The organism is Steroidobacter gossypii (assembly GCF_016801985.1).
Classification (GTDB): domain Bacteria; phylum Pseudomonadota; class Gammaproteobacteria; order Steroidobacterales; family Steroidobacteraceae; genus Steroidobacter; species Steroidobacter gossypii.
The window spans coordinates 1515983-1528477 of sequence record NZ_JAEVLS010000002.1 but is presented as its reverse complement, the minus strand read 5'-3'; the positions used below and the strand labels follow the sequence as shown (position 1 = coordinate 1528477).

Annotated in this window: 8 protein-coding genes and 1 tRNA gene; 6 read left to right on the top strand and 3 right to left on the bottom strand. The window is 60.0% G+C overall.

Features of this window, described 5'->3' with window-relative positions:
• Positions 1 to 10 precede the first annotated feature (10 nt).
• The 3 genes from JM946_RS13910 to JM946_RS13900 all read left to right on the top strand — a co-directional run bounded on the left by JM946_RS13910 (position 11) and on the right by JM946_RS13900 (position 4990).
• Positions 11 to 1507 carry a metallophosphoesterase family protein gene (locus JM946_RS13910; protein WP_203167851.1) on the top strand — a complete coding sequence of 499 codons (1497 nt, stop codon included), beginning with the start codon at positions 11 to 13 and terminating at the stop codon, positions 1505 to 1507.
• Positions 1508 to 2458: 951 nt separating this feature from the next.
• Positions 2459 to 3685: a hypothetical protein gene (locus JM946_RS13905; RefSeq protein ID WP_203167850.1), complete on the top strand. Its 1227-nt coding sequence runs from the start codon at positions 2459 to 2461 to the stop codon at positions 3683 to 3685.
• A 462-nt stretch (positions 3686 to 4147) separates the two neighbouring features.
• Positions 4148 to 4990, top strand: a complete 843-nt coding sequence (locus JM946_RS13900) for a hypothetical protein (protein WP_203167849.1) — start codon at positions 4148 to 4150, stop codon at positions 4988 to 4990.
• 131 nt (positions 4991 to 5121) lie between these two features.
• Here the strand turns inward: JM946_RS13900 and JM946_RS13895 are convergent, their stop codons facing one another.
• From JM946_RS13895 to JM946_RS31260, 3 genes are all read right to left on the bottom strand, one after another.
• Complete coding sequence (locus JM946_RS13895) at positions 5122 to 7275, bottom strand: hypothetical protein (RefSeq protein WP_203167848.1); 2154 nt, start codon at positions 7273 to 7275, stop codon at positions 5122 to 5124.
• 496 nt (positions 7276 to 7771) lie between these two features.
• Positions 7772 to 8803, bottom strand: a complete 1032-nt coding sequence (locus JM946_RS13890) for an HNH endonuclease (protein ID WP_203167847.1) — start codon at positions 8801 to 8803, stop codon at positions 7772 to 7774.
• 51 nt (positions 8804 to 8854) lie between these two features.
• The gene (locus JM946_RS31260) at positions 8855 to 9910 is read right to left on the bottom strand and encodes an HNH endonuclease (RefSeq protein ID WP_203167846.1); all 1056 of its coding nucleotides are present in this window, start codon (positions 9908 to 9910) and stop codon (positions 8855 to 8857) included.
• A gap of 729 nt (positions 9911 to 10639) precedes the next feature.
• On the opposite strand from JM946_RS31260, the gene JM946_RS13880 reads away from it, so the two are divergent.
• The 3 genes from JM946_RS13880 (at position 10640) to JM946_RS13870 (ending at position 12422) form a co-directional block, all read left to right on the top strand.
• On the top strand, positions 10640 to 10954 hold the full coding sequence (locus tag JM946_RS13880; protein WP_203167845.1) for a hypothetical protein: 315 nt from the start codon (positions 10640 to 10642) through the stop codon (positions 10952 to 10954).
• Positions 10905 to 11020, top strand: a tRNA-OTHER gene (locus tag JM946_RS13875). The genes JM946_RS13880 and JM946_RS13875 overlap by 50 nt, the downstream gene beginning before the upstream one ends.
• A gap of 241 nt (positions 11021 to 11261) precedes the next feature.
• Positions 11262 to 12422 carry an HNH endonuclease gene (locus tag JM946_RS13870; protein WP_218042807.1) on the top strand — a complete coding sequence of 387 codons (1161 nt, stop codon included), beginning with the start codon at positions 11262 to 11264 and terminating at the stop codon, positions 12420 to 12422.
• Positions 12423 to 12495: the final 73 nt, after the last annotated feature.

Below are 12495 nucleotides of genomic sequence, written 5' to 3'. Positions count from 1 at the left end.
GGAACCCGAAGTGACCTACAAGCTGATGGTGATCGATGATGACATGGATCGCAAGGCGCTGTACCAGGCGGTGCTTTCGGGGGCCGACTTCGAGCCCATTTATGTCTGGACTCGTCGGGAGCTTCAGAAGCAGCGGGATATGCCGGTGGATGGCTATCTCCTCGATGTGTTCTTACAGCGCGGTGACTGGCGGGGCGCCACGGCCGCCGACTTGCTGGAGGAGGTCGTCCAGTTGGCGCCGCGCCCGGCGCCGGTGTTTTTCATCAGTCAGCGCTGGGACGATCCGCACGTGCTCAGCGTGCTGAAGCAGGCCGGCAAGTCCTCTGCGAAGGTCATCCAGTATCTTGCATGGAGCGAATTCGAGCAGGCCGTGCAGCCTGACGCCGCCGCTGCAAGCAGACTATCCGCCTTGAGAACGAAGCTGCTCTCCGAGCTCATGCTCTGGCATGGAAGAAGCAGCTTTCGTCCTGAGCCCGATGAGACGATTCGGATCCTACTGCTCGCAGACCCACAATTCGGCGACGAGCACACGAGCCAAAACGCGCTGTTCACCGAAAATTGGATCGCAAAGAAGCTCAGGCTCGATGCTCAGAACGGCACGCCTGTGCCAGATCTGATCGTGATCGCCGGGGACGTGACCCACAGTGGGCGACCGGATCAGTTTGGTCTCGCCGAGGAGCGGCTGACGCATGACTTGATGGCCCCTCTGTGGGGCGAGGACAGCATCGAGCTTCGGCGCGATCGCATCGTCGTCGTGCCTGGCAATCATGATGTGAACTTGAGGTTCTCTGCCGCCGACGGCCGTATCTTCAGCCCGAAGGAGAAGGAGTTTCGGCCGGATTCACCGATCATGAAGTCAGATGACCATGCGCCGTACCTGAGTCATCAGCCGTATGCGTTGGAGCCCTTCCGGCGATTTGCTCACCGAATCACCCGACAGCGCGAATGGCAGGATCGCTCGTCCATGTCTTGGGTCGACCGGCGCTTCATCCATTGTGGCATTCGCTTCTTCGTGCTCAATACCGTGGAGGACCTGGACGCGAACCGGCCGACGCAGGCGTGCTTCAACGAGCGCACCATGCGGCTGATCAACCGCAGCCTCGCCGATGACAACCCGGACTCCATTTTCAGCATCGCGGTCTCTCACCACGGGCTGCGTCCGGAGGGCTCGATGCAGGAGACGGAAGTCGAGAACTGGGTCGGGGTCGGGCGTCATTTCTTCTCGCAGCACAAAATCCGGCTCTGGCTGTATGGGCACTATCACGCTTTCCATCGACGAAACATCACTGGTAGCCCGTTCGAGGACACACCGCTATGGATGGTGCAAGCGCCCACGACGAGGATCTATCCGTCGACGCGCGGCTTTTGTGTTATCGAACTGAAGCGCAAGGCGGGCCACGTGATCGATGCCTACGTGCACAACTATGTGCTCGATGAGAATGGCACCACGACCAGGCGGCCTGCGCTACGCATCTATGGCGGTGGTGATGCGCCGAGTTTGCGCTGAACCGACTGAGCAAGAACTGCGGATCGGGTCAGCCGTCTCGATCATCGCTTGGAACGAAGTAAAGATTGTCGCCCCGAGGGCGCCGCCAATCTGAAAGAGCTCTGGGCCATTCGTTCTGGCCACAGCTTGGCAGCACGAGTGCGGGATCTCGCGATATCCGGTCCAAGCGTCGACAGAAAATTCTCGAGGTTGCGATCCGATGCAGCCCGTGTGCAGCTGGTCCGCCATTGCGATCGGATCGGATTGCCTCGCGCGACTGTCATGCAGCAGAAGACCAAGGGCGTACGACACCAAGTGACGGATGAACGAGAGATGCAGATGCGTCATCCGAGTTCGCACCGACCGAAAAGATCTGCCACTCGTCTTACGTGCTCGTTTCAGAGGATCAGCCCTGTGTGGTCACGAAAGCCACCATGGTCGCGGAGCGGCCCGCGCGGGGAGCCGGCGCGGGCGCTGGGAACGGCCCTGACCATCGTCTCAGACCGCACCTGTGTCTCCAGGATAGGGCGACAAACGTTGCCTATCACAGCACATGATCCTCTTGCGCAAACGAGGCTCAACTTCCTTTGCGCAAGGATGACCGGCACCTGCAATTCGGGAGCACGAGCTGGCCTGACCGTCGGTCGGATGGCCGCTTCGGCCAGTTCGCACGAGCTTGATCCCGCTCAGCAGGTTTTCCAAATCGGATGGTGTGTGAGATAGCCCGTGATCTGATCACAGACACCAAGGGTGAAAATCACCGCTGTCGAGGGAGGCGGCCAGAGGTTCTTGCGTAATGCTCATTGCACGATCGTGGCCGGTCAGGGGGCGCATGAACGTATGCCGCTGATCTATCTCATGGCTGTTGAGCGGAACCTATCGCGACGTCGCCCACGGCAGTGGAGCCGTGCACGTTCACGCTGATCCTACGTTTCGCGCTGTATTCGTCTCCCGAACCAATGGAGCGTACGCATGAGAGGCAAGCTCGATCGCGCATCGAGTCGGGGGCTGGCATTGACGAAGTCTCAAGAACGTTTGCTGGCGTTTGCCTTCGGTGTCACTTTCGTCGCGGTGATGTTGATACTCGCGGTGGTTGTCAAGAATCCAACATCTTATCAGTACACCGTGTTTCGGATCGTGCTTGCGCTCGCAACTGCTGGCGTGGCAGCCATGATCCCTGGTTTCATGGTCGCGAAAACATCGACGATCATCAGGGCTGGCGGCGCACTGGCCGTGTTCGCCATCGTCTACTTCTTCAGCCCTGCCGGGATCGTTAAATCACAGCAGGAGGTCGAGCTCGACGAGCCACTCGTGATCTCGAGGCCGGATCTCGACACTTCGCGCGAGTGGGCGGGGATGCTCCCGCAGGCGCGAGCATCCGCTCCGGATCGTGTTGAGGTGCTCAACATCACTCACGCGGATGCGCTCATCGAACCGGGCGTACTACACAGGCGCTACAACAAAGTCATCATCCACAATGTTCGTGCGGTCGTTCCCATCGGGGCTGTGCTCGTCGCCAACGACATCGAAGGCATGGGTGCCGCGGGCTTGGTGGGCACGAAGTTTTCGATTGTCGCAAGACGCCTATCCAATCTCACGGTGGACGCAAGCGGTGAACCTGCCGGCCGTGTGGATCTCTTGGTGAAGCAGGTCACCAACAGTCGGCTCTTGGCGCGCGGCAACCCTGGCGCGCCTGGGGCGAACGGTGCGGCTGGAGCGAATGGCGCTGATGGCGCTGCCGGGCAAGCAGGAAAGTGCGGTGGATTCGGGCGCTGGCGAAAGGCTCAGCCGGGTGGCGACGGTGGGAACGCAGCAAATGGGGGCGATGGTGAGTCGGGCGGGGACGGCCGCCCGGGCGGTATCATCGTTCTTACGGCGGTGGTCAGCCCCATCTCGACCGCCGTGGATGTCAGTGGCGGCATGCCCGGTCGTGGCGGCAAGGGGGGCAGTGCAGGCATGCCAGGGCGCGGCGGACCCGGTGGCGCCGGCTGCACGGGACTGGGTGGGAGCCAGAGCAGCCGTTCGAGCGGCCGAGATGGATTGCCCGGCTTACCCGGGCGGGACGGAACGGACGGGCAGCCGGGAACACCGGGTGAGTACCGACTACATCTGATCAAATCGTTCGAACCCATCAAGAAACTGCTCGCGGATACCACGAATGAGGCGTTGCCAGCAAAGCTGGCCGCTGTAAGCAAGTAGCAGTTCGGATGGACGGGCCGCGAGAGCAACTGATGTGTCCGCTACGATGCGAGCCTTGCGCAGCCACCTCGCGCCAAGCGCTCGCGGCAGATCGAGGACGAAGAATCCACGTTGATCGCCGCGGCGCCAGCATCCGTGGGCGCTCATTCGGTAAAGTCGAGGCGTGGCCGCGGTGTCACCCTCAAGCGAACGAGAGTCAAAGGATCGTGTCTTCCCCTGATCGTTCGGTGCGCATGTTTTGTACTCATCGCAAGAGCGTACGCAACCTCGTTGCATCGCTAGGGGGAAAAGCGTTCGGCAGCGCGATGAATTCAACGTGCGTGGTGGGGGGCGCTGGTCGATCTTGTTTCAAGACTCGCCCGACAGCGACCCTGCCAGCATCCGGCGATGTGCACAACGTGCCCTGTGTTCTTCATCGGCAACCCGCTCGATAACAGCATCGACAACGAAGGGAGCTTCCGAATGGCATACGCAGACATTCCACCTCCGGTGAGGCAGCGACTGGCATCCGAGCGCGTCCGGATGTATCACGCGCTGTGGCATTTTGTGCGCAATCGCCAAAGCTGGGAGGCGCTCAGCGTTGAGCAGCGGGCCGAGTTGCGGGACTGGGCGCCGCCGCGATTTGAGGGGGAAGCGCAGGGCGGAATCGATTTTCTTTTCATGCATCGCCAGATGATCCAGATGGTCAATGCGTGGGCCGCCGAAGCGGTGCCGGGCGGGCATGCCGGCCATGCACATCATCATTCGTCCTCACCGTTCGTGTCCGGATGGCTGGACATACCCTGGGATCACGCCGATCCCGTCTGGCCCATGCCCGCCGTGGATCTTTCCACGGCGGACAACCGTGCCATCTTCGGCAATTCCAAGGATCCGGCCTTAACCGCCGAGTATCGGCGTCGTTGCAGCGAACGTTTCCAGAACCGCGACTGGTTGCGAACCGTGACGCTCGATGCGTTCGGCACCGAGCTGGAGTTCAGCATTCATGGCTGGTTCCACATGCACTGGAGCGCCGAGCCGCCGCCGAACCCGAACAGCCTCGATGTGACCAACGAGTGGCTGGGCTCGCCGCTGTCCAGTCACGTGAACAAACATTTCTGGAAGCTGCACGGTTGGATCGACGATCGAATCAGAGGGTGGGAGGATGCCAATGGCGTGGAGGCGGACCTGACGAACGGCTGGGACGGCCCGCCGGACTATGTGAGCGGGGCGCCGCACAGCGCAGATCCCCGGTTATTTCGCGTGCTGGATCTCGAGCACCGGCCGCCTCTACTGATGCCATGGAAGGATCTGTTGTTGGAAGGATAGCGGCCGAAAACGCAAAGGGCGGATCGATGGTCACGCGCGAAGAGCCGCAGGTATTGGCGACCTTCTTTTCAATGTCCTGCCCATCAATGTGACCGGCGGAGTCGTGAGCGCTTTGCGCTTGGATGGCCGCTTCAGTTCCTCAATTCCTCCAACTCCTTGCGGATTTTGATCAGTTCGATTTCGCTCTTGAGATGGGCGAGCTCCGCAAGGAGGGTAGCAGTCTGCGCGGTAGTGGGTTGATTGCTCAGTGCGGACTGGGACAGGAGCAGTTGTTGTTGCGCGTTGACCAGGGTGCGCTCGAGTTCGATGATCTGCGCCTGCACCATCGCGGCATAGCCACCTTGATTGGCTTCGAGTGATGCCTGCGCCTTGATGAGGTTCAGCTGAGCGCTGGCTTGGGCAAGCTGCGCATTGATTGGCTGGAGCGTCAATGCCGATTGCGCGTTGCCAAGGGCGAGTTGCTGCTGAAGCGGAAGCAGTTGCAACTGATTCTGCGTCGTTGTCAGTGCTAGCTGCTGCTGGTAGGGCATGAGTTCGAGGGCATTGTCGGTCTCGCGGATGGATTTGACCGTGCCCAGGCTGCTTTGATATTGGCTCAGTCCTGCCGACAGGCTCTGCTGGAGAGCACCGCTCGCATCCTCAGCGGCGGAGCCATAATCTCGGCGCAGGGAAACAAGTCGGCCCTGGGGTGTGAATTGCACGGCAAAGTCGCGCTTGGTCCATGCGCTGCTGTGCAGATCGATCGCCTGCACGATCGAGCGACTGTCGATCACGTCAACCACGCGTGAGCTGATCGGCTTGAGCACATGCAGGTCGATGTCCTTGCCAGAGTCGTCTTTCGCCTTCTCGGTGCCAACGGTCCAGCCTGTAAGTCGCATGGGGCGTGCTACGCGATGGTAGATGCAAGCATCAGATTGGCTCACCTTCGTCAGCCCGCATCTGGATGGCCGCAGGGGATTGTAGGTGGCGCCCCCGCTTGGCAACTGAACATCATCCAGTGAAAGCACCACGAACGCGCGTTGAAACGCAAGATCCGCTTCATTCTCCTGGATCAGTTCCAGGACCGCCTTCTTTAAAGTGTCGAGGTCGTAGCCTTTGAGGCTCTTGAGTGCCGTGGAGCTCGGAAATCGGGACAGCTCCATCGTGTACTTCTTCGTTTCTATCGAAGCGGCGCCGCCGTACCCACGCTGCTTTGCGAGTGCCTCGGCTTCGGTACGCAACTCGCTGGCGGCCGCGTTCGCTGATGCGAGGTCCGCTTGGTACTCACTTCGCAGCAACGACACCTTGCGAGTGGCGACGTAGATCTGATCGCGTGTCGATGCTCGGGCAAGATCGGCCTGTGCTGCGCGCAGCCGGTCTTCAGATTTCCTCAACGCATCAAGACTGTTGCACACATTGGTTCGCAATCGACGGGCGACTTCCTGCGGAAGCTCTTGAAATCCGAATCGCAATACCTTCGAGTCAGTCACGTAATGCGCCATGAACTCATCATCCGCAGCTCCATCCTTCAAGTGACAGCGCGAGTCGGTCTGTGTGATCGCGGAAGGATCAAGAAGGGCGAGGGCGCGCAGCTCACGGCTCATCGTAAGCTCGGCGATCGTCGGGTCGATCGCATTCGCCGCGGCATTGATCGAGATATAGGCTTCGGGTGCAGGCTCATCGGTCGCAGGCGTCTGCCGTAGCGGTAGCTGCTTCAAGGCTGCCTCGACGCCTTCTGCCGTCTTGAGCTCCGATGTGGATGGTGTGAACGACACCGGCAGCGTCGAGGCTCCGAGGGAGGGAAGCGCAGCTGCGGTGGCCACGAACTTCATCAGATTCTGGACCACGGTACCGCTCGTGCCCTGCGTTCTGGCATTGATGCCCTGGAGCAGGCCGTGCTCGGAGACGGTAACCGTGGAGTCTGACTTGCCGAACGCTACACCATTGGTGTCAAAGAGCATCACGTGGCTCGTGTCTGCCACCGTCATGAGTTCGACACTCACATCGAGGGGCTCTACGACAGGTGGTTTCTTCTTAAGTTCCCAATCGACCTTGTAACAAGGTTCGAAGTGGCATGGGGGCTTTCGGACAATCTCGCTTTGCGGGCGTGTCTGGACCTGCACTGTCACCTGGATCAGATCCTGTGGCAGGTAGTAGCGGACGCCCGTTTTGCGATGCTTGCCGTCAAGATCGTCCATGACCGCGGCGGTGTACGTTGTGCCGCAAGCCGACAGGATTGAGGTCACTGCCAGCACCAGCAAGCGGGGAAAAAGAGCAATGCCCGTCCGGTCGAAATCACTTTCCATCTGAGATTCCCTGTGCAGTTCTGATTGTTTGCATTGTGTCTGCGACGGAGTCGCAATGCTGCGCGGATGGGGCAGGACTTGCAGATGCGTCAGCGACGCGAAGGCCAGCTGCAGACCGCCATCAATTTTTCAACCCCGATGCAGTCATCATAACACCGGATTTTCGAGCATCACCAGCTGGTGGGGGCTGTAAGAACGATCGACACTCACGCGGCGCCGGCGTGCTGATGGTCGCACGTCTCCCTGTTCACGCCTTGTCCTCGAGGAGGCAATGCCAGGCGCCTGGGTCGGGCAAGGGGTGCAGAGCCCTCAATGAACCGCCGGGTGACGAAGGACAGGTTGGCGCCCGGTATTTCGGTCACTTCTTCGGAGAGCTTCTTTGCGTGAGGCGGTGGCTGTGCTCTCAACGACTGTGGCCTCGTCGTAGATTGACTCTACGTATTCGCGCCGAAGTAAAACTGACTCACGCCTGGGCAAATTCGATCGGCGTTGACATCTACGCCGACGTTCTGTGATCTGAAGTGGCAGACGCGCTCAGGGATTGATCGCGCGAATAGTCGGCGCGACCAGGGATGACGGCGCGCACGCCGCCGCGAGGGTTCGGGCAGTCACCGCGTCGTCTCGGAATGAGGTGAATATGTGCATGGAGGATGGTTTGACCTGCAACCGTGCCGCTGTTGATCCCGACGTTGAAGCCTTCGATCAACGGATCGCTAGCCATCAGTAGCTCACGTCCCTGTTCGATCAGTTGTTGGCACGCCCGAACTTCGGCACTGCCGAGCTCAAAATAGTCCGACACGTGACGTTTTGGGATCGCAAGCAAGTGTCCGGGCACCACGGGAAAGCCATCCTTCACCAGGCGCGCGAGGCGGTTCTCCAAGACGGGCTCAGGCAACCCTGCGCAGAAGGGGCAAGTCGGCTCGCGCTGTGCGTACGCCGAGCGCACGTCGCGAAAATCCGTGTTGTCGCGATCTCGCTTCATGGCATTGCAGATGTAGCACAGGGCTTGAAGGTTCGCGATGTCATCGCCGCCGCCCTTTGCCCGTGGAACAATGTGGTCGACTTGCAATGCACGCACCTCATCGGCAATTCCACACAATTCGCATCGAGCCTTGGCGCGCTTGAGCACCTCGTAGCGCAGCGTTCCGCTGATGTAGCCGCGGCCGCCCCGGCGGTGCTGCCATATCGCCTCTCCGCGTCGGGCGATGAAATGGTCAAGCTTCTTGTCGCATGCCTCTTTTAAGCGCTCAATCTGAGAGGGTCCCAAGGCGTCGTAACCGATCAACTCGTAATACGCATCGGACTTGGCCACCACGCGACGCTCGGTCAGGACGCGGCCGACCATATTGCGGACGATCTCGGTGTAGTACTCCAATTGGCTGCGGTCCTGATTCAGCAAGGCGCGAGCGATCTGCTCTCGGCTGGCGCGCCCGCCATGATCCAACAGCATCCGGATCATGACTGGCTGATATATGTGTGCCATGCGCATGTCGCGCTCGATGAAGGTGAGGAGCTCGTCGAAATGCATGGTCGGTGCCCTGGATCGGTCAGTGCATCTTAAGCGGAAGGTGACAGCGCACTAGCGAGTCGTCTTCGAGGGATTGACGCGCGCGCGGGCACGACCTCGTTTGCGTGGGCCGTGAGCGAAGACATGTTGGCGATGATAGTGGAGGTAAGCTTGTTGTTCGGGCCGAAACGGGCCCACATTGAGCGCGCGCGGAATACCTAGCGCGGCTAGAATTTCGTCCGGACAGCGCATTGAGACGATGAACTCGCCTTCGTCTGTGAAGCTGATGAAGCCTGCGTCAAATAGGTGGTCGATGTGCGCAGCGAGGAGTAATCCGTTATTGCCATCCAGGCGCTGGCGGTTGTTCGAATCGCGCCAGGGGCGAATATGACTTGCGCGTAAGAAGCGAGGGTCGGTGATACCCGTGACTCGGCACGCGGGCTCAATCGCCTCGACGTTCTCCCGAAATCGACCTTGCCCAATCCTCGCAGCAATCAAATAGCGCTTTGTTGTGCGAGTGAGATGCTTGTCGTCTTGAATGCGCTCGAGGGCTGCCAGTTCCTTGCGTTCGCGCTGGGTCTCTTTCGCGGGCAGGGCGCCGGGCGCGTGCGGCACTTCGCGCATAAGTCGCTTAAGAGCGTCCGCCAGCGCAGGTGGTATCTCCGCCAGATAGACGCCTTGATTGCCCTTGCCATTCGCGCGAATGGGTGAGTGCTTCTCGGGAAGCAACGGCGCAAGCTCGCGCATATGCAAGGCGGGCCTCAGCGGTTTTGCGAGCACGGTAAATCGAACCGGGACTTTCCAGCCCTCATGCTTCGACCACGCTTTCCCGGCCCGCCCAAATTCGCCCGGCTGCTTGGCTGAGCGAGCCGCAGCGGCGGCGTGTCCGATGGCTCGAATGGCTCCGGAGGCATAGGAGAAGACGATTTCACCGGGCCGTACCCGGGTCATGTTGTCGTAGGTGCGATTTTGAGCGCCGTTGCGGTTTCGCTTCGGCGACCACAGATATCCGCCGTCCACCTCATGACGGAACGTTTGCTTGTGATTGACCCACCAGTATCGAGTGGCGCTCGCGTCTTGCGAACTCCGTTGTGAATCCATCTTGTGATTGATTTTGCGATCGGACACGGCGTAGATATATATAGTGGCCGAGGAGCGCTGTCACGTAGCGTACGTGGAGAGCAGTGGTGGGACGAGGAGGGCAATCGAACTCCACGCCATGCTTTGCACTCCCGTGTCCACCGGTGATCTGAGATTGGGCGGAACGAACTTACCCTCAACTGGTACGGCGCTCACGCCTGCCATTCACCGGCGCAGCGCCGATCATTATCCGCAGCGTTGACAGCACGTAAGCAGTGGCGTCTGCCTCCGCCACGCAAGCCCACGATTCGGAGTGACCTTCTATTCTTTCCGTTGAGGACGTTCTTGACGCCACCGAGCGTCGTCTCGCGGAAATCGAGGTATCTTGGAAGGCGCGAGGAGAAGCCTCGCGCGCAGAGTCGCTGCACTGGTTCCGATCACAGCCGATCCATGCGGTGCGCCGATCGGATCAACGCCCTCGTTGAGCGGGCGACGCGTATCCACGGGAGGCGGGTCTCTACACCAGAATTGTCGCAGCGAATTTCTTCGCCTCATGCCTCGTGACCCAGCGTTCCGCCGGAGCCGATGGGAAACACATGTGCGCTTTGCCGTTCAAGCTCGAGGACCGAGCGGGGGGTGGAGGCTCGTTCGAGCAGGTTTGCTCAACGGATTGAAGCTAGCAGTACATGGGTGATCCATCCGACGGATGGAGTGGCTCGTTCAACTGATCGTGACGCACCAGGGATCATCCAGTCTTGTGAGGCGATCATTATTTGAATGCGCAAGAGAATTGCGCTGCTTCCGCCGGAGCAGTGGATTAGCGGCTGCACGCTGCGCATCAGTAAGTCATCTGGTACGTTTGCTTCGCCTCGTGAGTTGAATCCAATCGCTGTGGGCGCGGACTTGATGCGACAGTCCATCGCCTTCTCGAACAAATATATGTTCTCTGTAGTGCGCGTGTTTTCATATTTCAGGGAAATCCCGATCCCCATCACCGAAAACATCCCATTACAGTCATTCAAGCAGCAGATGGACGTACCGGGTGTAGCTCAACAGGACAGAGCGCCGTGTGTCGCGAGGTTCCCTTCTTAGGTTTGCGGCCGGGAGGGAGTGCCGACACGGAGGTGCGGGTTCGAATCCCGCGACAACGGGCGTCCATCTGTCTGCCGTACGTTGATGAGTATGCACGCGTGGGCGGATGAAAAACAGTCACCCGGATCGACTCGCCTTACGCGACGCGTCTGCAACGATGGTTACCCTATCGAGGGTCGCAGTACGAGGCCAGTCGGCTGTTACTCGTTAAGGCGAGGCGTGGAAGCAATCTCCTCAGAATCTGCAGGCGGCAGCCAGGATAGGATGGTAAGTGTGGGAAACTCAAAGGAGGAAGCGGGTTGTGTCATTGGCGAATCTCACCTCGCGCGATGCCGTGCTGGCCGCCCTGGCAGAATGTGATGCGCTGGGTCGAGACGTCTTTCTAAAGCGGTACGGCTTTAAGTATTCCCGTTTGTATCCCTTGAGGTACAACGAACGGGTCTACGACTCGAAGGCGATCGCGGGTGTCGCGTACGGCAAACAGCACGGCACACCGCTGCGCGCCGGTGAATTCTCCGGCGGGCTTGCAACTGTGATCCCAGCGCTAAAGCGCCTTGGCTTTGATGCCGATGTGGCGCCCCATCCCTTATCGCGGCTAGGGATCGGTGCGACCTATGAGCGCAAGCACCTGATCGAGATGTTCGGCGGTCAGCTCCAGAGCGGGATTTGGACGCCCCGAGAGTTTCCCGTGGTGCTGCTGTTTTCAGGCAAGAGCGGAGAGCAGTACGGCTATAAGGATCAGTGGACGAGTGACGGGGTCTTTCGCTACACCGGTGAAGGACAAAGTGGCGATATGACCTTCGATAAGGGAAATAGAGCCATCAGAGATCATCGTTCGGATAAGAAGGACCTGCTCTTATTCGAAGATCTTGGCAAGGGTAAGGGGGTTCGGTTCGCGGGTGTGTTCGAGTGCATGTCCTGGAGCATTGTTGAAGGCAAGAGTAAACGCGAGACATCCCGGAAGCTCATCGTGTTTGATCTGGTCCCGGTTGCGACCGCGGCCACGGCGACTCCAAAACCGCTGCCCATCCCTGAGAGGGCGGTTTCACTGTCCGAGCTGCGGCAGAGGGCCTACGATGCGGCGACGATCCCGGCGGCGAACGGCAGTGCCCGGGCCACCCGGCAGACTTGGTATGCGCGCAGTGAGCAAGTGCGCCAATACGTGCTCGGCCGAGCGAACGGTACGTGTGAGGCGTGCGATCAGGTCGCGCCGTTCAAACGTCGGGATGGTACGCCGTACTTGGAGCCGCACCACACGACGCGGCTCGCCGATGAAGGGCTTGATCATCCAGCGAGCGTGGGCGCCATTTGTCCCACCTGTCACCGGCGCATTCATTCGGGCGAGGATGGCGTGGCTTGGAATGAGCGCTTGGTGAAGCGTATCACGGCAAAGGAGCAAAGATTCGGACCCTCAACTTCTGAGTTCTCGAATCCAGAGGCAGCCTCGCCGATGCATCGCCGCGAGTGATAACGACGTGGTCGCGGTGGATCTCATCGAGTCGAGCGCCATTGGCGAGTAACGCGCCGCGACATAGGTCTGC